The sequence below is a fragment of the Treponema sp. JC4 genome, assembly GCF_000260795.1.
In the GTDB taxonomy this organism is placed as follows: domain Bacteria; phylum Spirochaetota; class Spirochaetia; order Treponematales; family Treponemataceae; genus Treponema_D.
In genome coordinates, this window is the sequence record NZ_AJGU01000010.1 from 22,362 (window position 1) to 45,218 (window position 22,857).

The window sequence follows — 22,857 nt, forward strand, 5'->3', positions numbered from 1 at the left end:
CTCTTTACGGATTGAAACCGAAGGTTAATGGAGACCTTCTGATTAGAATATACTATATAATAATATTGTCGTCAAGAAAAAAAAGTATCTTTTTTCTTCCTTTAAAAATATAAACTTCCCGCAGAGTAACAGGAAGTATTTTTTCTCTCATCTGGCCGCATCCGCCTGCCTGCGGCAGGCGGTCGGGCTTTTCGTCGTTCCGCTTTCGCTCCAGCCTCCGCACTCCCTCACGTTGTTCGGTCGCTTGCGGTGGCCGCCTTCGGCGCGGCTACAATCCCTTGCGCAGTTTTTACTTCCCAGCTTCAATCTGCATTTTAAGTTCAAGAACCTTTTCTACAGTCAGCCCCTGAGCCTGTGCAATTTGCTCAACAGTACCTAGCTTCATTTTAAGGAGATTTGTTGCGGCTTCAATGGCTTTCTTTTCTTCGCCCTGTTTGAATCCCTCAGCCTCACGTATATCGCCATATTCTTCTACAATCTGACTTGCCATTTGTACCCCCTGTTCATCCTGTTTGTGGAACTTAACCTTCTGGGCAAGCTCTTCGAAATACATTTCATCGGCGTTCACGGCTGAAAAATCGTGCATTAATTTGCCGAGCGGGTTATCGCCTCTATAGTCGCCGTTGACGTACATTATATTACAGCCGTCATCAAATGGCAAATACTTGCCGTCCTCATCTTTGATATCTAGAATCTTGTTCACGCAATAAACAGGTTTCCCTTTACAAAATAAGTCATGCTCCAAAATAAATATAATATACAAATTTGGCAAATCCTCAAATCTGTCATTATTTTTCAACGTATGACTATCCAACATTGCCTGATGATACCTTATTCGACGTCCTCCAGCCCCTTTCTTTACCCTCTGAATTTCAATATTGTATTCAGTCTTAAAAATATCTTCCGCCACAACATCCAGCTTCACCGAGCGCCCAAACAGATTATGCTTTTCAACCTGCGTCATAGATTTCGTCACAGTAAGGTCGTTTCGGTTAAGTAGAATTCTTATCAGCAATTCCGTAGCCTTTTTATCTCCGCTGAAAACAACCGTCATAAGCTCATCATCGATAAGTCGTAAATTCCGAACCCTCTCCAGCACCGCCGGGTTAATGTTATCAAAAACTGTCTCTTGCATTTTTCTGCCTCCACCATACACTAGGCGCAGACAGCAAAAATTCGGAAATGAATCAAGAAAAAAAATTCAAAATTTAGAAGAAAATTTTAATAAAGACTATAAAGTATTATAGATGTGTAAATATTGTGTGATTTATCCGGGCGTGCCCGCTTGCTCCACTTTGTTCCGCAAGCGGTCGGGCTTTTCGGTGTTCCGGCTTTCGCCTTCATTCCTTCACTCTGGTGGTAAACCACCGCCGCTCCGGAACAGCCCTTACGGGCTGAACCTACAATCCCTCACGCAGTTCTTACTTCCCAGCTTCAATCTGAGCCTTAAGTTCAATAACCTTTTCTACCGGCAGCCCCTGTGCCTGCGCAATTTGTTCAACAGTTAGCAGCTTCATTTTCAGGAGATTTGTTGCGGCTTCTATGGCTTTCTTTTCTTCGCCCTGTTTAAATCCCTCGGCTTCACGAATATCGCCATACTCTTCTACAATTTTACTTGCCATTTGGACTCCTTGCTCATCCTGTTTATGAAATCTTACTTTTGAAGCAAGTTCATCAAAATACATATCATCGGCGTTTGACGTTGAAAAATCATGCATTAATTTGCCAAGCGGGGTATCACCCCGATAATCACCATTAATGTACATTATATTACAGCCGTCATCAAATGGCAAATATTTGCCGTCCTCGTCTTTGATATCGAGTGTTTTGTTTACATGATAAACGGCCTGTCCTCTTTCAAACATATCGTGTTCCAGAATGAATATAATATACAGATTTGGTAAGTCCTTAAATTTTTGACTTCTATTGAGTGTATGACTATCAAGCATTGCCTGATGATAACGAATTCTTCTAGGATCCGCACCTTCATCTGCTCTTTGGATTTCAATATTGTATTCAGTTTTAAAAATATCCTCCGCTACTACATCCAGTTTTACCGAGCGCCCAAACAGATTATGCTTTTCAACCTGCGTCATAGATTTCGTCACAGTAAGGTCGTTCCGGTTAAGTAGAATTCTTATCAGCAATTCCGTAGCCTTTTTATCTCCGCTGAACACTACTGTCATAAGCTCATCATCGATAAGTCGTAAATTCCGAACCCTCTCCAGCACCGCCGGGTTAATGTTATCAAAAACTGTCTCTTGCATTTTTCTGCCTCCACCATACACTAGGCGCAGACAGCAAAAATTCGGAAATGAATCAAGAAAAAATCTTAGAAAATTTTGAAGAAAATTTTAATAAATCCTATAAAGTATTATAGGTATGTAAATATTTAAGATTAAAAAAAATGTGCGCATCCGCCTGCCTTGCGTTTTCTCGGCTATTTGCTTTAATTTTTTTTTCTCATCTGGGCGTTCCCCGCCGCGGGGCGGCGGGGGCGGGCGTTACGCGGCTTGCCTGGCGGCCGGTCTGCTGACGCAGACTGCTTCGCACCGCTTCATGCCCTAACGCATTTAACAGGAATTTATTTAATTATGCCAAATGCAGGTAATAACTGAGCGATAGTAGAAAGATTGCTTGTGGCAGCCAAAATATTCTCAACTATTTCTAAAGGGGATTTACCGCTTTTTGTAATCTCATCAATTTTTGCAGCATCTTTTACATCTTTTTTTGCCGATTTTATGAACTCATCTTTTGCAGTCTCATCATTTTTGTAAAGAACTGCACAGAATACGGAAATCGGCATCTCAACCTTACGGCTGTTAAGATAGTTATCGGCAGGGTAGCCGGTTATTTCCTCAGCGGCATTAGCCAGATTCTTTTTTATATGTGGATAAGGCACACTTAGCAAAACATTTTTATTATCTTTTTGCAAATAAATCTTTATGCTTCCGTTTGAAATTCTTGTTTTTAGTTCTGCTATAGATTCTTCCACAGATTGAGGCTTTTTTGCTCTGGCATTTGCCGCCAGTCTTAGCGCAGAAAGTTTTGTTTCTGTAATATGAAGTTCGTTTTCAATTTCGTTTTCCCTCATGGAGGAATCTATATAACCCAAATCTGTAATCAATGAAAAAACAAGAGTATCTATCTCTGATTTTGGAAGCACCCCAAATCCAAGTGACAGGTATTTTTCCAAAAACTGTTGAACAAATATTGAATCTCTTTTTTCGTTGACTGAATATTCCATAGTTTTTTACTCCATCTTTTTTTGCCTTTGCGTTCCCCCGCCGTCGTCACTTCGTGCCACCGGCGGGGCGGGACCACAGGTACTGCAGCCCCTAATTTAGTTTTATTTTTTAGTTAAAAACCCTGATACAACAAACGTTTGTTGACCAGTTACATACATAAACACCCTCCCTCAAAGCTTCATTCACATTATCCTCTTCAAATTTGATATATTGTCCGTTTCCACGGCTATCTAACGTTGATGATAAGTAACCAGCTTCACATTCATTATCATCTGCTGGCATCGCATCATCTTCAAGACTTTTTCCGGTACATAATTTACAGGCTTCATTTACAGTAGACTTCTTTGTCCAAATATCATAAAGTTCTGGAAGAGACGGTATATACCAGCCGTCTTCAAAATCTGTGTTTTTAACATGACTGCCTTCTTTATCTTTGTAATTAATTGCAAATTCAAATGCCGGATAGTGTGTTAAATCGTCTGTGTCGTCCACTGTGTCTTCATTTTCTTCAAGAAAAGCTTTAATCTCCGCCAAATTATCACTTCCATCAGTATCACCAGTAAATGTTCCATTATCATAATTACAGTTACACACTATAGATTCGACATTACGCACATTACCAAAAGCGTCATCTATAACCAATTGCGATGAATGTGTAAACAATTCTAAACCAACCTTATTCTGCAAGATTCCTACCCCATAAGTTTTAGAAGCATCAACCTTATAAATAATGGCAATTGATTTTTCTTTCTGTTCGTCGGTAAGTGTAAGGTCTGAGGTATATGGTGTGGCTGAGCCGTCAGTAAATACAATGTCGCCAACTGCTTTCTGGGCATCTGGCTTTTTTGATCCAACAAACCATTTTGCAGTAATTTCGATAGTTCCTGTAATTGGTGTTGTAAAGTCAAATTCAGTATCTCTGACAAACCAGCCTTTGAAAGCGCTTCCTTCTTTTGTCGGGTCGGCAGGTTTTGTAGCTGTTTTACCATATTCGATTTCCTGCGAGTCAATGTTTGCAGGTGTTCCACCGTTTGTGTTGAAGGAAACTGTGTATGTAGCAGTACTTTCTGTCCACTTTGCGAAAAGTTTAATATCACTTGTAATTGCTGTATTAAAATCAAATGCTGTATCAGAGAGTGTTGTGCCTTCGTCTTCTGAAGTATACCAGTTGTCAAAGGTGTAGGTCATACTTTCTGTCGCATCTTTTGCTGGGTTTGTTGGGCGTGTTGCCTTGTTCCCATGAATTATATTTTGGCTTGTAACTGTGGTGTTTCCGCCTTTTGTATCAAAAGTTACTGTGTGTGTAACTGCATTTTCTGCCCATTTTGCATAAAGGGTAATGTCCTTTGTAATGGCTGTGTCAAAATCAAAGGCTGTATCAGAAAGAGTAGCGCCTTCGTCTTCTGACGTATACCAATTGTCAAAGGTGTAAGTGTTGGCTGCTGTTGCAGTTTTTGTCGGGTTGTCAGGTTTAGAAGCCTTCTTTCCGCTTTCAATCTTCTGGCTTGTAACATCTGTTCCGCCATTTGAATTGAAGGTTACGGTGTAATAAGTTGTGTCATCTCCTGAATCCTGCTGGCAGGAAGTAAAGGCAAAGCCCATTGCCAGAGCCGCCAGCAGAAGAAGAGATTTTGTAAGTTTTTTCATCAATTTTTCTCCTAAGAAAATAAAATTATTCTTAGTATAGCACCGCCCTTTTCCCCTGTATTCAGTGAAAACTCACTTTTTTTTGTGAGTTAACTCTATATATTTTTGCAGACTTATGAATTACAATAATCGTATGATTGAAATAATCAGCCTAGATGACCACGAAATGATAAGCCTGGGGCTTAGAAGCATATTTGCAGAGACTAAAGATATAAGACTGAGCCACTTCTGTAAGACAAAAGCAGAACTCATTCCTCTTATTGAAGCAAAAAGTCCACAGGAATTAGAAAATACAATTGCTATGCTGGACATAAAGCTTGATAACGAAAGCGGCTTTGATTCTGCTGATTATCTTGTTGAAAAGGGAATAAAGTGCCTTATGTACACTTCTTTTTCCAATGCGGGCTTTATCCTCAAAACTATGGAGCACAAAATTAAGGGCTTTATTTCCAAAAGCGCCGTCAATTCAGAAATCCTGGATGCAATCCGGGCTGTAGCCCGCGGCGAAACCTACATCCAGAAAGATTTAATTTCCGACATGATGTATGTAAGCGGAATCCTTGTCACCCTGACCAAAAAAGAGCGCGAAATGTTAGATTTAATTTCCGAGCATCTTCCCAACGAACTGATTGCCGAACGCCTGGGACTTTCCAAACGCACCATCGAAAACTACGTTTCCCGCATCTTCGACAAGTTCAACGTCAAGAACCGCTACGAGCTGGGCCGGTATTTGTAAAAGGGAAGGCGGCGGGCAAGCAGAAAAACTCCCCAGGCGCAAAGGTGCAGATGAAGCGGTCTGCAATGTTTACCGGAATGCGGACGGCGATTTGCAAAAGCAGTTTTGACTCGAATTTATTGTCCCATAAGAAGGTAAGGAAGTCTGTCTGGCTGCTTGCGGCCTTGTAGGCTTCGACATAGCTTAGAATGTAACCGATGATTCCGCCGGAAATACTCATTACCAGGCAGAGGACAAGGCTTAAAACTATCAGTTTTACAAAAATTGTCATGCTGCTGTCTGTTTTTTTGATAAAGAGCATTTTAAAATATCCTGCGGTCAGGGCAGCAAGAAAATGGCAGATTACAAACCAGTGTCCAAGTTCCAGACTCCTGTTCAGGCTGAAGTCAATCAGATGATAGAAAAATCCCGCAAGAACTCCCCACCAGGGGCCGGCAAGAAAACTCAGCGCCATAATAAAAATTGTGTCACAAAAAAGCGGCAGATGGTTTACCCAGGCTACAAAATCACAGATGATATAATCTAAAAAGCCGCAGAGAATGCTGAGGATAAAAAATAAAACTCTCTTCCGATTTGAAAAATCAAAGGGAAAACTCATACTTTATTATATCATTTATATGGAAGAATGTGTTATATTTTTAGTGATGAAAAAACTTATCTTCTTTATTTTATTTGTTTTATTCTCTTTTTCGGCTTTTGCCCACAAGGCTCAGAAACAGACAGAAAAACTTATGCCCGAAGCTCTTACTCAAAAATGGCTGGAATGGGAAGCGGCAGGGGAGGAAGAGGCCCAGCTCCTGCTTGAAGAACTTGCAATTGAAATAAAGAAGGCCCAGCCCTCTGATACTGTAATTTATTATTTTCCGGAAGCAAAGGAAATTCATGAAAATCTGGTCAGCGGCATCAGAAAGGGTGATAAACAGAAACTTGCAGAAAATGTTGGCCGCTGGGAAATACTTCAGAAAAATCTTGTAAGCTTTCAGCTTGAGCAGGTTTATTATTCTTACAGGATTTTGATTCTGGTAATTATTCTGACGCTTGGTATGTCGCTTGTCTTTTTAATTCTCTATCTTGTAACTTACAGACGCCGCAAGGAAAACCTTGCCTATACTGCCCAGGTGATTAAAACTCAGGAGGCCGAGCGCGAACGTATTTCAAACGAGCTTCATGATACTGTCTGCCAGGATTTGCGCGTGCTGCAGTTCCAGCTTAAAAATGAAGAATCCGTAAACCTCTGTAAAAAGATTGCAAGCGATGTCCGTAACTCCTGCTATGCCCTTACTCCGACAGATTTGAACGAAGGTCTTTTTGAAGCCCTTGTTTCCCTCTGCGAAGTCTTAAAAAAGCAGAGCGGTCTTGAAATTATTCTCTGTATTCAGAATGAAGTAAAAAACAATCAGGACTTTAAGAATTTCCCAAAAGAAAAGAATCTGAGCATTTACCGCATTGTGCAGGAAATCCTTTCAAATGCCATAAAACATTCCGGCGCAGAAAAAATAAGCGTGCTGGTCAGAACCTTTGATGAAAAGAATTTTAAAATAATAATTTCAGACGGCGGAAAAGGCTTCGACTTAAAAAGCGCCCTCAAAAAGAAAAATCATTTCGGCCTAAAAAACATCCAGACCCGCGCCAAAAGCCTTGGCGGCCAGGTAAACTTCTTCACCGAAGAAGGCGAAGGCACCCAGGTTTCGGTTACTGTGCCCTATTAAAGGGGCTTTTTAAAGGAACATTACGAAATAAATCGGCAAATATGTAATTCCATTTTCATCGGTATAAATCTGGCCTTCATTGGACAAGACTATTGCCTTTGAGATATTGTAATCCTTGTTTTTTAAGAAAGTATTTAAGGCTGAATGTATGTAATAATCTTTTCCAGATTTGACTTCTATAGGCAGGATTGAAAGCGAATCATAATCATTGATTAAATAATCGACTTCACCCTTTGCTTTATTGTCATAATAAAAAAGCTCTTTTCCATGTGCCTTTAATTCCTGTGCCACGACAGCTTCATATACAGTTCCAAGATTTATATTCTTTTCGCTGTCCAAAATTGCACGGATATTGTTTGCGTAAAGAATAGAAGAAAGAATGCCTACATCATTTAGATAAAGTTTTAAAAGATTTTTACCAGAATGTTCATCAAGCGGAAAAACCGGAGTTGAAATAGCTTTGACTTCAAGCGCTATTCCGGCATTTATAAGATAATCAAATTCATCCTGATAGTTTGAAAAACGTTTTCCTTTTTTATTTTCAATATCCTGAACAATAAGTCGCTTTTTCTTATTTTCCAGACTTGATGGAATCATATCAAAAATTCGTTTGATTTTAAGCTTATGTTCAAAATCATATTTTGAGGCATCCATTCCATAATATTCATGAATCTGATTTTGAATGTTACGAACAGAAACGATATTGTTTGTTTCAATAAAAGTTTTTACCGCATCAGGAAGTCCACCGGAAAGAAGGTATTTTTTGAATAAAGAGAGCATATTCTTATGAAGATTTTCTTCAAGACTCTCCCTGTTTGTAAACTTTTCTTTCAGCGAAGAAATTGCAACTTCACCAAAATTATTTGCGATGAGGAATTCTTCAAAATCCATTGGATACATATGTTTAACTTCTATGCTTCCTATTGGAATTGAAGAAGTTTGTGAAAGTGTAATGCCTAAAAGCGAACCGCTTGCAATATAGGTAAAACGATTTTCCTGATTAAGAAATTTCAGTAAAGTAAGTAGATGAGGATAAGCTTGAATTTCATCAAGAAAAACAAGAGTGTTTTCTTTTTCTTTAAGCTTATTTCCCGCCAGCATGCTCAGTTGAAGATAAAAGTCAGCAGTGCTTTTTGTATTTTCAAAATATCTGTTGTTAAGTGAATCTTCAAGCAGGTTGATTTCGATGTAATTTTCAAATAGTTCTGTTCCTGTTTCACGGATTATATATGATTTTCCGACTTGTCGGGCTCCATCAATTATGAGTATCTTTTTTGTATTTGATTTCAGATAATCTGAAATGAATTTTTTTATTTTTCTGTACATAAAAACTCCTAAAAAAAATACACTTTTCTATGGAATTATACAGTTAAAATATACACTTTTCTTTATAAAATCGCAATTAAAATATACACTTTTCCTAATACTATTTTATATGCTGCTGTTTAACTTGGTATTCATCTGCTACATTTTCAATTTTGACAATTTAAATCTCTATTCTTATAATTAAACTATGAAAAAGTCATTAATATCATTTTTATTTATTTTTCTTGCCGGATTTTCTGTTTTTGGGGAAAATGGCCTTTATGTTTCACTTTCAAAAAATAATTTTTATTCCTGGGATGGCTCAAATGCCTCTATGGATGCTTCGAATAAGCTTACGGTTTCTAACGGGAATGGCGGCTGTGGTGCGGGCTTTTATTTTAAGGCAGATGCTTCCTCTTATAAATATGCAAAAATCAGTTATCAGAATCTTTCGATTCCAAATTTTGTGGTAAGACTTCAGTATGCGGACGGGGCTTATTCTGAAGTTTATCTTCAGCCTCATTTTCAAAGCGTTTATATTGAGCTGGATTCTTCCAGAAAATCATCCATAACAAATCTGAATTTTATGACTTGCCAGAGCGAATATCAGACTGGCAAAAAAACAAGCAGCGTTACGCTCAAAGATCTTTCTTTTGTAAATGAAAAAACTCTTTCAAAAAAATCTGCAATCGCAGATAAAAAAGACGGTGCTTTTGATGATTCAATAACAGCCCTTGAAGTTTCTGATAAGCTTGCTTTAGGTTACAGCATGGGCTGCGGGCTAAACCGTTGTCCTTTTTACAACGATGAAAAAACTTCTTTTGCGGGTTTTGGGTTTCAGAATAATTATGACCAGAATGGAAAACCTCTTGTCATGCAGTTAGAATCTCAGAAAAGTGCGCTTGGAAATCAGGCTGGTGGAATGGCTTTTGAGCTTTGTGAAACGGCACTTGTTACAAAAGAATTTATTGATTCAATCCGGGATAAGGGATTTAAATCAATCAGAATTGCTGTTACCTGGTTTCCTCACATAATCGATCAGAATTATACGATTGATCCTTATTTTATGGAGAGGGTAAAAGAAGTTGTTGACTGGGCCATTAGTGACGGGCTTTATGTTCTTATGAATGAGCATCATTCGATTCATGCTTTTTGTCCTGCTCCACAATATGCTCAGGGCTATAACCTTACAAAAGAGGCAATGCCTGAGTCTGAACGCTATTTAACTGCAATTTACCAGCAGATTTGCCAGACTTTTAACGGAAGTTATGACCAGCATTTGATTTTTGAAATCTTGAATGAGCCTCGAGTTATAAGAAAAAAGAATAATGCTGATAAAAACTGGGATATGTGGGCTCCAAGAGCTTCTCTTCTGGATGATACAGGTCTTTCCGAGCCAACAAAAATCTTAAATGAATATAACCAGTTGATTGTAGATACAATCCGAAACAGCGGTGGAAATAATGCAAAGCGTTTTATTATGGTTCCGACTTATGCAACGGATTACAGCACAGTTTCAAGTAAGTATTTTGTACTTCCTCAGGACAGTGTACAGAATAAGCTGATGGTTGCAATTCACTGGTATCCGCTTGGCTTTAATACTGAAAATAAAAAGCGTGATTCTTATTCGCCAGCCTTGAAAAAGAATTTTGAAAAAGTATTTAAGGCTGCAAACGAGCGTTTTGTTTCCAATGGAGTTCCTGTCTGTATTACAGAATTTGGAATTGAAAACGACAGCTGGTACGATATTCGCCGTAAGTGGTTTGAATCGCCGGAAGTTGACAGGGCAGAGCGTCTTTCCTGTCTGAGTGATTTTTCTTTCCTTGCAGGAAAATACGGTCTCTCTGCACTTGTATGGGACGATGGCTGTGTTCATTCTGTTATCCGCCGCATTCCGCCATATGCTTCTTTCGACGGCGATGATTTTATTTCCGGTATGGTTAATGCATGGGAAAAAGGGCGGTCTTCTGAAATTAAAAATGACAATAAAACAGAAAGCAAAAATGTCGGAAAAGCAGAAATTCAAAAAGAAACTTCTCTTCTTGTGTCTGTTGTAAAACTTGATGCTGAGGACTGGTCTTCTTCCTGTTTAATTAACTTAGCAGAGGTAAAAGAAGGGCTTATTTTGAAATTCTCTGTTTCAAAGCTTTCATCTGCTGCTTACAGTCAGTTAAGGCTTTGCCCGGAAGATTCCTGGACTTCGCTCGCTATGAAAGAAGCAGATTTTTCTTCGGCTTCAAAAACACTTCTTTTGCAGGATTCTGCTGACGGAAACGGAAAAAATATTACCCTTAATGCAAAAAAGGCTGTTTTTTCTTACAGACTTTCAGCCGAAGACGTAGAAAAAATTCAAAAGACTGGTTCTCTTGTAATCCGCGGTTATGGGGTTAGAGTTGAGGCTGTTGAGGTTGGAAAGTAAGTTTATTTACGACTTTCCGTATACTCTCATTATTTTTGAAATAATGATGTCTTCGAAATTTCTTCTGCCGTCTATAACAGCAAGAATATTTACAAGGTCACCTGAGATTTCGTAGATAATTCTGTAGTAGCCTTGAATCAGCTCTCGAAAGGTTTCAATTCCTTGCTTTTCAAGTTCAGGAACAATTCTTCCGCTTTTAGGAAATTCCTTTAAAGAAAGAATATTTTCCTCAAATTCTGAGATAGTTTTTTCTACATATTTTTGACTTAAGGATTGGTAATATGAGATTATTTCGCGTAAATCATCCTTTGCAAATTGAGAAACAATTACTTGATTTATAGCCATTATTTTAAGAATTCCTTGCGTAAATCTGCAAATACTTTTTCAGCAGGTTCTGTGCGTCCTGCTTTTATATCCTTTTGTGAAAGCTGAATTATTTTTAATAAGTTAAAGGCGTCTTTCATTTCTTGATATGAATTTACATCAATAAGAACAGCTCTGCTTTCTCCATTTTGAGTGATAATCAGAGGTTCTTTTTTTTCATTTACAAAGGTCATCATATCAGCAGCATTTGTCTTTACATAGGAAATTGGCTTTATGCATTCAGCAAGGTTTGTAATCATTTTCAGGTTACCTCCAAGTCATTATATAGTACTTTATAAAGACTACAAAGGCAAGGGAAAGCTTTGCATTTTTTTGATGGGTCTTATTTAATTTTCCGCCAGACAGCTTCGTTTACGGCGAAGGTATTGGGTGCCAGTTCTTCTGCGGCGGCAAGGCGGAAGATTTTTAGCTGCAGGGGGAAGGCTAGGTCGGACAATTCTTTGATATCAGGGAGATTTTTTATCTGGGGGGCAGTCCCTTTTACTGGAAGACTGTCGCAGAGAATGAGTTCTGCACTGCAAAGGCCGGACTCTGTGCTTATACGTGAATGACTGCCTAATACCACCCGCTGCAAATTTTCAGAAAAGTAGACGCGTGGCTCTTCGAGTTCTACTTTTAAAATGCTCTGCGAGAGCTCCTTCAGTTCATCCTTTATCAGCTTTTTATTGCCGGAAAGAGAAAACTTGTCTTCAGGGAGAAAAATCCACAAGGGGGTATTCTGGTAAAAAATTGGCTGCTGCGGGGCATTTGCTTCTTTTATAAAGGCCTTCTGCACTTTTACCAGCTGGGCTAGCTGATTAGGATTGGGGATAAGAACGAGCATGGGGATAGTATAATCTTTTTTTAATTTCTGTTAAACTAGGGTTATGGGTGGAAAGAATATTTTTAAGTCAGCATTTAAAGGCGTTTATATTCCTGTAAAAAAATCGGTGCGCTGGTTCAAGCGGCTTTCGCGCAATATGAAGTATTTTACGCTTGGCCTTGTGGTTTTTGTGCTTTTTGACCTCTACCTTTTGTGGTATTTTTTTACTTTTGGCTCGGCAACTCCTGTAAAACTCGAATTTACATACGATAAATCTTCTACCGAGCTTACGGCTCTGGATTCTGCGGCTCACAAGGGCTGGATTAAGCAGGCGAATTACGCAAGTTTTATGTTCAGTCAAGAGCAGCTGGAAAAAATCAGGGAAAGTTTTGAGCGCTGCGGTTCTGCTTCTGTGATGGTGCGCCTTAAGGTGCTTCCAAGTTCCCGCCAGAAAAAGTTTTTCGAAAATGCGGTCGATTTGCCTTTGCAGCTGGGTTTTTTGACGGAAGAAGATTTTACTGCCAGGGGAAAGTTTATTTCTCAGGTTTATGGCGGCGGAAACCGTCTTGTGGCTCAGGGAAACCTTCAGGAGCTTCCTGATGTTTTTGATATTTCTGTGGCCTTTAAAAAAGATGAACTTATGGCTGTGGCTTCTGGGGCTGCTTCTTCGGCCTCTCTTCCACGCGGATTTTTTGTTTTTTCTACTTTAAGAACCAGAATTGTGGCTGCCTGCATTACCGATGCAATGCTTGGTTTTGATGTCAGTTCTGAAATTCCCCGCTATGGTTTTGCCTACAGCGGCGGAAAAATTGACACTTCCAATTCCAGCTACGATTTTTCTAATGCTTCTACTGTTTTTGATTTGCGAAATCAGAAAAATCCTTTGCCGGAAGTATGTGTTGGACTTTATAACGTGCCTAAATTCAAGTCTACCCTGCAGGATAAGGTTATTGTTGAAGTAAACGCCGGCGGAGAAAGGCTTTTTATTAATAATGTTCCGGGCGCCACAAGGGTGATTATTCCTACGGCTGCCCTTAAAAATCCTTATTCCCGAATGACTTTTTCTTCCAATAAAATGTGCGTTTCTTCTCTTTTTATGAAGGTTTCTGACGGAGCCTTTAAAAAGACTGATTTTATTGAGGCTAATAATATTCCCGTAAATTCCGGTGAAGTTCTCCTGCCAGTTTCTGCAGATCCCGGCTTTATTTTGAATTATGATATGCTCAAGTGGCGCACTTCTGATTATGAGATTTTTGAATGGGACAGATTTGACCGTATCCTCTTTTTTGATACCAGAAATTACGAGGTTCAGGATAAATTCTTTACCCGCCTTGCATATTTTGTAGAAAAGGAAGGCTTTAAGGGCCGTCTTTTGACAAATGACCAGCTTAAAGGTATGCACGGTTACAACGCCCACGATTACAGTGCAGAAAGCATGGCAAGATTTTTTAATGCGGCTGTTGATTCCAACTTCCGTTTGAATTACGAAGAGCAGCTTTTGAAAAAAATTTTGCTCGTAAACGGCTTTTTTGAAGCAGACGGGGCTTATGTCCGCGCAAATGAAGGCGGACTGGTTTCTGTTTCCCGCGAAACTCCGGACTGGAGCCGTCAGAATCTTCTGGCTCATGAAGGCTGGCATACAATTTTCTTCCGTGATGAAGAATTCCGTAATTTTGTTGCAGCTGTTTACGGCACAATTGATTATGATTCCCGTCAGTTTCTGCTGGATTACTTCCGCTCTCAACCTTCTCTTGGCTACGATTTGAATGACGAATATCTTATGCACAACGAGTTTATGGCCTACATTATGCAGCAGCCTTTGAGCGAAGTTTCAAATTATTTTGTTCACCTTGCAAACCGGGGAACTGTTATGGCTGCAACTCCTTATTTGTGCGCCTATATCCGCGAAAATAAGGCAGCGGCTTTTGAAGATGCGGCCAGCATGATGAATGATTTTGTTTTTGACCGTTACGGCATTGTCTGCGGAAACATTTCGATTGTAAGAAGATAGAAGACAGGGCGGTGGGCTTTATCTGCCCTGCCTAAAATTCGTCCATTACGTTTTTCAGCGCCCCCAGGGTTGAAAGAGGACCGTGCCCCGGCATAATTACAGTCTGGTCATCCATTGTGTAGATTTTATTTTTGATGTTTGATTCCAGAATGAATTTCGAGTAGCTGGAGTTTGTTGAACCAATGCTTCCGGCTCCCAGAACGTCGCCCGTAAAAAGTACGTTTTCAATTTTATAAACCATTGAATCTGAGGTGTGTCCCGGAACTGTCATATACTGCACGTTCAGCTTGGCAATTTTAACGTGGCCGTCGTTTGAAAGAACGGTTGTGTCGTCTCCCGCAACTTCCCAGTCGGCAGCGTAGATTTTTGGTGAATAAATTTTCTGCAGGGTTTTAAGGCCGTGAACATGGCTTCCGTGATTGTGGGTAATCAGAATGCCGGAAATTGAAAGTCCGTTTTCTTCTATCTGAGAGATGATTTCGTCGGTTACCTTGCCCGGATCTATGATAATAGCTTCTTTTACTGCTTCATTTACAACGATATAGCAGTTTGAAAATCCGCCAGGATTATGATGATAGTATACTTTCATTTAATCACCGTCCACAATTGAGTTACCGAACTGAAGGTTATCCAGACCGCCCGAAAGATTTTCAGGATTATCAAAAATGGCTTCTCGTGTATTTGACATTTTGAAGGAAACATTCTGACGATCCGAGTTCTTAAAGATTGTCTTTTTAAGGTTGCAGTTTCTGAAAGAAGTGTTTACAAGGGTTGCCTTAATAAAGCGGGAAGAAAAAAAGTCTGAATTATCAAAAGAGCACTGAAAAGCCTTGATCCCGTTAAAATTGCACTGCTTCATATCGCTGGAGTTAAATAGCGTATGGGTAAGGGTGCTGCAGGAGAAGGTTGAAAAAACTGTATTATTCTGAATAAAGTTGCAGTCGTTAAAGAAGGCAAAGTCAAAAATTGAAATACGTACAACTGAATGTTCCCATTTGATGTTCTGAAAAGTACAGTGGGAAAAATTACAGCCGAAAAACTTTTTATTTGAAAAATCTATGTCTTTAAAAATAATTCCGCAGGCATTGAGTCCTATTATTTTTTCGTGATTTTTGATGTAGTTGTAGATTTCTGCCTGTGTTCGGCCTGGATCGGGGGTGTGGTCAATGCAGTAGCCGCGCTCGGTTTTTATATTACCGAATTCGTCAAAGGAAGAAAGCGCGTCGTCCTGACAGCTGTTAACCAGACATTTATTAATTGTAAACATATTTTCTATTATAATATTGTTAGCTCAGTTTTTCAATTTTATATCTTGCGATATTGTGATAGAATAAGTTTATGAATTTTGGATTTATTCGCGCGGCAAGTCTTAGTCCGCGTCTTGTTGTCGCTGATTGCAATACAAATGCAGAAAATATAATTAAGGCCGCTAAAGAGGCAGAGAAGGGCGGTGCAAAAATTGCCGTTTTCCCTGAACTTTCTATAACAGGTTATACCTGTGGAGATTTATTTTTTCAAAAATCCCTGCAAAAGTCTGCAGAAGCAGCACTTTCTTCTATAATTAAGCAGACTTCTGACCTTGACTGCCTTATTTTTGTGGGTTTACCGGTGGCTGCCGGGGAAGGCATTTATAACTGTGCCGCAGCAATTTTTAAGGGACAGCTTCTTGCCCTTATTGCAAAAACATTTCTGCCAAATTACGGAGAGTTTTACGAGCGACGTCAGTTCACTCCTTTCCAGCCTGATATGGAAACCCGCTTTATTTCTTTTGCAGGCTTTGATGCCCTTCCTTTTGGAACTGACATTCTTATTTGTGATCAGAATAATCCAGAAATAAAAGTTGCCTGCGAAATCTGCGAAGACCTCTGGACTCCGCTTCCGCCTTCTACCCGCCATGCCTTGAACGGGGCAAATGTGATAGTAAATCTTTCTGCCGGAAACGAGATTATCGGAAAGGCTGATTACCGCAGAAATCTTGTGCAGAATCACAGTGCAAAGCTGATTGCAGCTTATGTTTATTCAAATGCAGGAAAGGACGAATCAACTCAGGATATGGTTTTTGCTGGCCATAAACTGATTTGTGAAAACGGCTCTATTCTTGCCCAGTCCCAGCTTTTTGGCGAAGACGAAATTATTTATGCTGATATTGATATTGAACGACTCTGCCAGGAACGCCGCCGTACAACAAGCTTTGGTTTTTCTGTAAATCACGCTCCGCTTGCAGCAGATTATACAACTGTAGAAATTGCTTTAAGCGGGGAAGAGCAGGGGGATGTAAAAAAAGGCTCTCTCAAACGTTTTGTTGACGCTCATCCTTTTGTTCCGTCTGATAAAGCAAACCGTACCCTCCGCTGCGAGCAGGTAATTACCCTTCAGGCTCAGGGCTTAGCAAAACGCCTGCGCCATATCAACTGCCAGTCAGCAGTAATCGGACTTTCGGGTGGTCTTGATTCAACTCTTGCCCTTCTTGTAACCTGCCGTGCCTTTGACCTTTGTGGTTTTGACCGCAAGAAAATTACTGCAATTACAATGCCTTGCTTTGGAACTACAGACCGCACCTACAAGAATGCCTGCAAACTGGCAGAAGAATGTGGTGCAAACTTAAAAGAAATTCCTATTGCAGACGCAGTCCGCCAGCATTTTAAGGATATTGGTCAGGAGGAAAGCCTTCACGATGTTACTTACGAAAACGGCCAGGCCCGCACCAGAACCCTTATCCTTATGAACTACGCTAACAAAACAAACGGAATCGTAATCGGTACTGGAGACCTTTCTGAACTTGCTTTGGGCTGGTGTACCTATAACGGCGACCATATGTCCATGTACGGTGTAAATTCTTCGGTTCCAAAGACCCTTGTCCGCTATCTTGTTGAATGGTTTGCAGACCAGGCGGAAGGGGACGCTTCAAATTCAAAGAAAAGCTTTGCTTCCGTACTCCGTGACATCCTTGATACTCCTGTTAGCCCAGAACTGCTTCCTCCAACTGGCGGAAAAATCAGCCAGGTTACAGAAGACCTTGTCGGCCCTTACGAACTTCACGACTTTTACCTTTATTATTTACTCCGCTTCGGCTTCAGTCCAAAAAAGATTTTCTTCCTTGCAAAAAACGCCGAACTTCCTTACGACGATGCAACAAAAGTCAAATGGCTGCGCACTTTCTACCGGCGTTTCTTCAGCCAGCAGTTCAAGCGTTCCTGCATGCCGGACGGTGCAAAGGTTGGTACAATCAATCTTTCTCCCCGTGGCGACTGGCGAATGCCAAGCGATGCTTCTGCCGCAGTCTGGCTTAAGGAAATCGACCTTTTGGAAGAAGAAATTAAAGGCGGAAAAGAATGCTAAGCTATCAGCACGCCTTTCACGCAGGAAACCATGCCGACATTTTAAAGCATCTCACACTTTTTTTTGTGCTTTCTTCCCTCAATAAAAAGGAAAAGCCCTATACCTATTTCGATACTCACTCGGCAAGCGGCCTTTACGACCTTCTTGATAACCGCAGCCAGAAAACAGGTGAAGCAGGGCAGGGAATAAGCCGTCTTATTTCCTCAAAGCTGATGATTTCCGGCTCGCATTCCCTCCTAAGCGATTATCTTTCTCTGATTGACCGCTACTATTCCAAAAATTTCTATCCAGGCTCGCCGGAAATTGCCAGAGTTCTTTCCCGCCGGCAGGATTTTCTTGTGCTTTCTGAGCTTCATCCCCAGGAAATTGAAAATCTTCGCCGCAACATGCTTAAAACTCCTTTCTGCCAGGCTGCCTGCAGCCAGATTCAGATTCACGCCCGTAACGGTTTTGAAATGCTTAAGGCCCTTACGCCGCCAAAAACAAAGCGGGGTGCCGTATTGATTGACCCAAGCTACGAAGAGATCTCTGATTATATTGACTGCGCTAAGACAATTTCTGCCGTAAATAAAAAATGGACAAATGGAATCATAATGCTCTGGTATCCTCTTCTTGCTCACCGGGAGTCAGAAATAAATCAGATGCTGGATGATATTCAGGCTTCTGCACGTTCTGTAAATCCAAATATTGAAATCTGCGATTTACGTCTGCAAGTTGCCGCAAAAGACAGTCATAAGGAAATGTCCCTTAAAGAATATGAAGAGAGCGAAAAAAATCCGCCTCGTCTTTACGGAAGCGGAATGCTGGTCTTAAATGCACCCTGGCATCTGGAAGAGGAAGTAAATTCTTGTCTGGAAGCTATTTCTTCCTGCCTTTCTTCCACCAGTCAATAATTTTCTGGATTAAATGCTTGAAGAATAAATAAATTCTGTAGAAAAAGCCTGGATTTCTCAGGCGTTCAAGTCTCATGTAGCCCTGCAGAAGTTCCTGATCTGTAAATTCTTTTCGCTGGTTGTTTTCTTCAATTTCCATTTCCAGCTGTTCAACTTCTGTAAGGTTATCAACTATGTTTGCCTGAATGTTTGTCCAGCCCAGCTGAGTTGCTGCTGTAAGACGGCGTTCTCCTGCAATCAGTTCGTAGCGGCTGTTTAGGGTAATAGGATTTAAAAGACCATAAGTTTTCAGGCTGTCCTTAAGATTTTCAAGGTCACCCAGATCTTTGCGAACTCTTTTCTTTATCTTAATATCCTTAATCGCTACTAGCATTCAGTCTTATTCCATCAGATAGTTATAATCATATTCTACAGTCTGTTTTGTTTTAGCGCCAGTATTTTCATTTTCTTCCTGGACAAAATCTTCTGACTTACGGCGAGGAGGCACGTAATTAGAATTAAGGAAGTCAAGGTTCAGTTTAAGAGGACTTGTGTCTACATTCTGAGTATAGCGCTGTCCAGACTTATACATTTCGCGTTCAAGACGGTTTACTGCAATAATTGAGTTAGACTGACTTGAATGAACCGGACACATTTCTGTAGGCTGGGTTCCTTCAAGATACCACTGAGTTGTTTTGTGGTCTCCGCAGCCGTCTGTAAGGATTTTTCCACTCACAGAACATACTGTTGCTTCTACAATGCCTTCAAGAGGGCGGCTGAACTGTTTAAGAGGTAAATCTGCGTGAACCTTATCAAAGTATTCACCCCAGGCATAACCGGCAAGGGTAGCACCTGTAATGTTCAAACCAAGCGACTGACCAGGCTTATCAAAACCGAACCAGAAGGCAGCTGCATAGTAAGGGGTAAATCCACAAGTCCAGGCATCAGCCCAGTTCTGAGTTGTACCGGTTTTACCGCCGGCTGGCATTGTATATTTTTTGCCCTTTTCGTCGTGATAATCAAAGTGCCAGCTCTGGGCGCTCAAGGTACCGCCGTTGAAAACTGTCTGCTCAAGAAGTTTTACCATTACGTAAGCTGTCTGAGGAGAGATAACCTGAATCTTATCACCTTTTGCAGACTGAGCCTTTCTGATATCAAGCTCAGGATTCAAAATTACGTTTCCGTTTTTATCTTCTACAGTGCGGATTGCCATTGGAGTAACGTCTTTACCGCCGTTGGCAAAAATAGCGTAGGCTCTTGCCATTTCAACGGGGCGGACAGAACAAACTCCAAGACCGATAGGGTAGCCCGGAACAAAGGCACGGCTAGGAAGTTCTTCTTTTGTAATGCCAAGAAGGGCAACAGCGCGGTTAATAGCGGCTTCAAAACCGATTCCGTCAAGAACCTTAAGAGAAGGAACGTTCATAGAACGGGTAAGGGCGTGGTAAACTGTTACGTCGCCTTCCCATTCTCCCTTGAAGTTCAAAGGAATGTAAGGTTTGCCGTCTGCGGTATGGAATACAACCGGCGAGTCAGAAATGATTGTTGTCGGCGTAAATTTCTTGGAATCAATTGCTGCTGAATAGTAAAGCGGCTTAAAGGTAGAACCCGGCTGAACCTTAGCCTGAGTTGCACGGATAAACTGGTTTTCCTGATCGAATTTACTTCCGCCAACAAGAGCGTCAATGTAGCCTGTTTCGTGGTCAAGGGCTATCATTGTTCCTTCGATAGTAGTCTTTTCATCAGCCTGCTTTGAAATTGCAACTGCACGGTTAATGATGTTGATTTTAAGTCTTTCAGAACCGTTCATCATGGAAATAACGTCCAGAACCGGATTTATCTGATTAATGAATTCTTTATTTGCAACAAGTTCAGTTCGCTGTTCGCTGACTTTAAGGCCTGGAATATTGAAAAGAAGAGCCAGCATTTCTGAAATAGGAACATAGGTTCCGTAGGCAACACCGGCCTTTGCGGAATGTTCTTTCTTATAGCGGGCATTTGCATTGCCTATCCATTTTTCCATTACTTCCTGAGCAATTTTCTGATGGGCAAGATTTAAGGTTGTGTTTACGGTAAAGCCGTCTGTGTAAATATTGTCTGAACCGTACATCATGCTGCCAAGTTCACGGCGAACGTATTCACTGAACCATGGAGCCTTGTCATCCCTCATCATGTAAGCAGAGGAAGAGGTTCGGGTATAGTCAAAATCTGCCCAGAAGTCATTGAAAGATTCGTTTGCTTCTGTTTTTGTAATAAAGCCCTGTGCAACCATTGAGTCCAGAACGTTCTTCTGTCTGTCCATTGCACGGTTAGGATGATCAAAAGGATTGTAAAAAGCCGGGTTAGAAAGCTGAATTACAAGAATTGCTGCTTCTGCCGGGGTAATTTCTGTTGCTCCGTGACCAAAATAATATTTTGAAGCGGCGTTTACACCGTAAGTACCGCCACCAAAATAAATCTTGTTCAGGTAAAGCTCAAGAATTTCATTTTTTGAATAACGGCGTTCCATCTGAATGGCCCACCAGAGTTCCTTAAGCTTTCGGGTAATTGATTTATCGTTACGGTCGCAGTAAAGGGTTCCGGCAATCTGCTGGGTAAGGGTAGAACCACCACCAAGTGAACGGCCTGTAAGAATACCAAAGACGCCTCGGAAAATAGCCTTAAGGTTAAAACCGTTATGAGAAAAGAAAATGCGGTCTTCACGGGTAATAAGGGCATCAACAAGGTGCTGAGGTAAATCCTTAAAAGCGATGATTTCGCGTTTTTCATCAGAAGCGAATTCCGTAATTACTTCGCCGTTTATATCCAGAAGTTTTGTAGGAAGGGCTGTTTCAAATTCAGTAATGTATTCAGAATTTATGATATTTCGTGTTGCTGCAAGAGATGCTCCCAGCGCTGCCCCGATGCCGATTGCAAAGAAAAATAAGACACAGGAGAGAATAAGCGGAGCTTTCAAAATTTTCTTCATAATGTACTATTATACCGTTTTTTTGAGCATACGAACAAGAGTGCGTTTTTTCTACTATTATTACACTTTATTTTCATCATAATTTGCAAAAAAATCTGTTGTTAAAATGCAGTTCTTACAGTATATTTTAAGAAAGAACTTGACTGGCAAAAAATACAAGTTTTTATAGGAGCAAATTATGGCATACAAAATTAATGACTCATGTGTAAACTGCGGAACTTGCGAACCAGATTGTCCTGTTGGAGCAATTTCTGAAAGCGGAGACAAAAGAGTAATCGATGCTAATGCATGCATCAGCTGCGGTACTTGCGCTGCTGAATGTCCAGCTGAAGCAATTGTAGAAGAGTAATTTCGTTTTTCGATTTTACTTTAAAAAGACAGGTTCTCTGGCAGGAATCTGTCTTTTTTTATTAAGGGTTTACTACAACCCCTAAAAAGCTAACAGGAAGATGATAAAAAAGATTTTTACTGCCCTTTTTATTTATGTCTTTTCTCTTTCTTTTCAGTGGGCTCAGGCTGCTGATGCTCCTTTTATTATAGAAAAGAATAGGCTTCCTCTTATTAACAGCCTTGATCCTTATCTTAAAAGCGGGGCAGAAAAAAAACAGGTTAAAAATGAAGAATTGATTCAGTTCATTTCCATCGTACAGAACAATTCTAAGGCTGTATTTGCCGGCAATGATCCTGAATTTCTTTTCTTTAAGTATGATGTAAAAAACTTCACCGTCTATGAACTCTGTGCCCGCTGTAATATTAATTATGATACAATTGTCACACTTAATTCCATTTCCAGTAAAGATGATGTAATCAAAGGAAAGTCTCTTATCATTCCTACCGTTCAGGGTCTTTTTATTCCCCTTGATAAGGGAAAAACTTCAATAGAAGTACTTCTTCAGGAAAATTATAAAAATCAAAACTTAACAAATCCGGCCTTATACTTTACAATTGAAGGACGAAGTTTTGTGTTTTTGCAGGGAAAAAGGCTTTCTCCTACAGAACGTGCTTTTTTTCTTGATTCCGGTTTGAGGCTGCCGCTGGAAGAAAATACTTTTTATGTTTCTTCTGAATTCGGCAGACGCAAAAATCCGCTTTCAGGGCAGATTAAAGATCATAACGGAATTGACCTTGCTGCACAGGAAGGAACTCCGGTCTATGCTGTAAAAGACGGAGATGTGGCTTATGCTGTAAGTGATGATCCGACCTTCGGTAATTACATCATTTTAAGCCATGATTTGGGAAAACAGACCAGTGTCTATGCCCACCTTTCAAAAATCTTTGTAGACCAGTACAGTTTTGTAAAAAAGGAACTGTAATCGGACTTGTGGGCCATACTGGTATGGCAACCGGGGATCATCTGCACTTTGAAATCCGTAAGGGAGGAAAGGCTCTTGATCCGCGTGAAAAATTTGAATTTTAA

20 protein-coding genes and 1 pseudogene are annotated in these 22,857 nt (G+C 40.4%); 8 read left to right on the forward strand and 13 right to left on the reverse strand.

Features of this window, described 5'->3' with window-relative positions; all coding sequences use genetic code 11:
* Positions 1-289 precede the first annotated feature (289 nt).
* The 4 genes from MSI_RS06075 to MSI_RS13910 form a co-directional block, all read right to left on the reverse strand.
* Positions 290-1,135 (reverse strand): PD-(D/E)XK nuclease family transposase, encoded by an 846-nt coding sequence (locus tag MSI_RS06075; RefSeq protein ID WP_009104778.1) that lies wholly within the window; start codon positions 1,133-1,135, stop codon positions 290-292.
* 286 nt (positions 1,136-1,421) lie between these two features.
* A complete protein-coding gene (locus tag MSI_RS06080; protein WP_009104782.1) occupies positions 1,422-2,267 on the reverse strand; it encodes a PD-(D/E)XK nuclease family transposase in 846 nt (281 codons plus the stop codon).
* Between the two features lie 317 nt (positions 2,268-2,584).
* The gene (locus MSI_RS06085; protein ID WP_009104784.1) at positions 2,585-3,247 is read right to left on the reverse strand and encodes an Asp-tRNA(Asn)/Glu-tRNA(Gln) amidotransferase subunit GatC; all 663 of its coding nucleotides are present in this window, start codon (positions 3,245-3,247) and stop codon (positions 2,585-2,587) included.
* A 109-nt stretch (positions 3,248-3,356) separates the two neighbouring features.
* Positions 3,357-4,895 carry an InlB B-repeat-containing protein gene (locus MSI_RS13910; protein ID WP_009104786.1) on the reverse strand — a complete coding sequence of 513 codons (1,539 nt, stop codon included), beginning with the start codon at positions 4,893-4,895 and terminating at the stop codon, positions 3,357-3,359.
* Between the two features lie 133 nt (positions 4,896-5,028).
* Here MSI_RS13910 and MSI_RS06095 point away from each other — a divergent pair, with 133 nt between their 5' ends.
* Positions 5,029-5,631, forward strand: a complete 603-nt coding sequence (locus MSI_RS06095) for a LuxR C-terminal-related transcriptional regulator (RefSeq protein WP_237706488.1) — start codon at positions 5,029-5,031, stop codon at positions 5,629-5,631.
* Here the strand turns inward: MSI_RS06095 and MSI_RS06100 are convergent.
* Positions 5,597-6,229, reverse strand: a complete 633-nt coding sequence (locus tag MSI_RS06100; protein ID WP_009104790.1) for a hypothetical protein — start codon at positions 6,227-6,229, stop codon at positions 5,597-5,599. The two genes, MSI_RS06095 and MSI_RS06100, sit on opposite strands and share 35 nt — an antisense overlap.
* Before the next feature lie 46 nt (positions 6,230-6,275).
* Here MSI_RS06100 and MSI_RS06105 point away from each other — a divergent pair, with 46 nt between their 5' ends.
* Positions 6,276-7,340, forward strand: coding sequence for a sensor histidine kinase (locus MSI_RS06105; RefSeq protein WP_155815510.1), 1,065 nt, complete (start codon positions 6,276-6,278; stop codon positions 7,338-7,340).
* 9 nt (positions 7,341-7,349) lie between these two features.
* On the opposite strand, the gene MSI_RS06110 is transcribed toward MSI_RS06105, so the two are convergent.
* On the reverse strand, positions 7,350-8,666 hold the full coding sequence (locus tag MSI_RS06110) for an ATP-binding protein (RefSeq protein ID WP_009104794.1): 1,317 nt from the start codon (positions 8,664-8,666) through the stop codon (positions 7,350-7,352).
* Between the two features lie 187 nt (positions 8,667-8,853).
* On the opposite strand from MSI_RS06110, the gene MSI_RS06115 reads away from it, so the two are divergent.
* Complete coding sequence (locus tag MSI_RS06115; RefSeq protein WP_009104797.1) at positions 8,854-11,064, forward strand: glycoside hydrolase family 5 protein; 2,211 nt, start codon at positions 8,854-8,856, stop codon at positions 11,062-11,064.
* A 6-nt stretch (positions 11,065-11,070) separates the two neighbouring features.
* On the opposite strand, the gene MSI_RS06120 is transcribed toward MSI_RS06115, so the two are convergent.
* The 3 genes from MSI_RS06120 to MSI_RS06130 all read right to left on the reverse strand — a co-directional run bounded on the left by MSI_RS06120 (position 11,071) and on the right by MSI_RS06130 (position 12,223).
* Complete coding sequence (locus MSI_RS06120; RefSeq protein WP_009104800.1) at positions 11,071-11,409, reverse strand: type II toxin-antitoxin system RelE/ParE family toxin; 339 nt, start codon at positions 11,407-11,409, stop codon at positions 11,071-11,073.
* The gene (locus MSI_RS06125; protein ID WP_009104802.1) at positions 11,409-11,687 is read right to left on the reverse strand and encodes a type II toxin-antitoxin system Phd/YefM family antitoxin; all 279 of its coding nucleotides are present in this window, start codon (positions 11,685-11,687) and stop codon (positions 11,409-11,411) included. The genes MSI_RS06120 and MSI_RS06125 overlap by 1 nt, the downstream gene beginning before the upstream one ends.
* Before the next feature lie 83 nt (positions 11,688-11,770).
* Positions 11,771-12,223, reverse strand: a complete 453-nt coding sequence (locus MSI_RS06130) for a hypothetical protein (protein WP_155815512.1) — start codon at positions 12,221-12,223, stop codon at positions 11,771-11,773.
* 91 nt (positions 12,224-12,314) lie between these two features.
* Here MSI_RS06130 and MSI_RS13915 point away from each other — a divergent pair, with 91 nt between their 5' ends.
* Positions 12,315-14,261, forward strand: coding sequence for a hypothetical protein (locus MSI_RS13915; RefSeq protein ID WP_009104806.1), 1,947 nt, complete (start codon positions 12,315-12,317; stop codon positions 14,259-14,261).
* A gap of 31 nt (positions 14,262-14,292) precedes the next feature.
* Here the strand turns inward: MSI_RS13915 and MSI_RS06140 are convergent, their stop codons facing one another.
* Positions 14,293-14,850, reverse strand: coding sequence for an MBL fold metallo-hydrolase (locus tag MSI_RS06140; RefSeq protein WP_009104808.1), 558 nt, complete (start codon positions 14,848-14,850; stop codon positions 14,293-14,295).
* On the reverse strand, positions 14,851-15,528 hold the full coding sequence (locus MSI_RS06145; RefSeq protein WP_009104809.1) for a pentapeptide repeat-containing protein: 678 nt from the start codon (positions 15,526-15,528) through the stop codon (positions 14,851-14,853).
* A gap of 71 nt (positions 15,529-15,599) precedes the next feature.
* Here MSI_RS06145 and MSI_RS06150 point away from each other — a divergent pair, with 71 nt between their 5' ends.
* Both MSI_RS06150 and MSI_RS06155 read left to right on the forward strand, forming a co-directional pair.
* Positions 15,600-17,600 carry an NAD(+) synthase gene (locus MSI_RS06150; RefSeq protein ID WP_009104810.1) on the forward strand — a complete coding sequence of 667 codons (2,001 nt, stop codon included), beginning with the start codon at positions 15,600-15,602 and terminating at the stop codon, positions 17,598-17,600.
* A complete protein-coding gene (locus MSI_RS06155; protein WP_009104811.1) occupies positions 17,594-18,493 on the forward strand; it encodes a 23S rRNA (adenine(2030)-N(6))-methyltransferase RlmJ in 900 nt (299 codons plus the stop codon). Before MSI_RS06150 ends, MSI_RS06155 begins: the two co-directional genes overlap by 7 nt.
* Here the strand turns inward: MSI_RS06155 and MSI_RS06160 are convergent.
* Both MSI_RS06160 and MSI_RS06165 read right to left on the reverse strand, forming a co-directional pair.
* Positions 18,459-18,866 (reverse strand): ParB N-terminal domain-containing protein, encoded by a 408-nt coding sequence (locus MSI_RS06160; RefSeq protein WP_009104812.1) that lies wholly within the window; start codon positions 18,864-18,866, stop codon positions 18,459-18,461. The genes MSI_RS06155 and MSI_RS06160 overlap by 35 nt on opposite strands.
* Before the next feature lie 6 nt (positions 18,867-18,872).
* Positions 18,873-21,440: a penicillin-binding protein 1A gene (locus MSI_RS06165; RefSeq protein WP_009104813.1), complete on the reverse strand. Its 2,568-nt coding sequence runs from the start codon at positions 21,438-21,440 to the stop codon at positions 18,873-18,875.
* Positions 21,441-21,618: 178 nt separating this feature from the next.
* Between MSI_RS06165 and MSI_RS06170 the strand changes: the two genes are divergently transcribed.
* Both MSI_RS06170 and MSI_RS06175 read left to right on the forward strand, forming a co-directional pair.
* Positions 21,619-21,789 (forward strand): DUF362 domain-containing protein, encoded by a 171-nt coding sequence (locus MSI_RS06170; RefSeq protein WP_009104814.1) that lies wholly within the window; start codon positions 21,619-21,621, stop codon positions 21,787-21,789.
* A gap of 100 nt (positions 21,790-21,889) precedes the next feature.
* A pseudogene (locus tag MSI_RS06175) lies at positions 21,890-22,857 on the forward strand (M23 family metallopeptidase).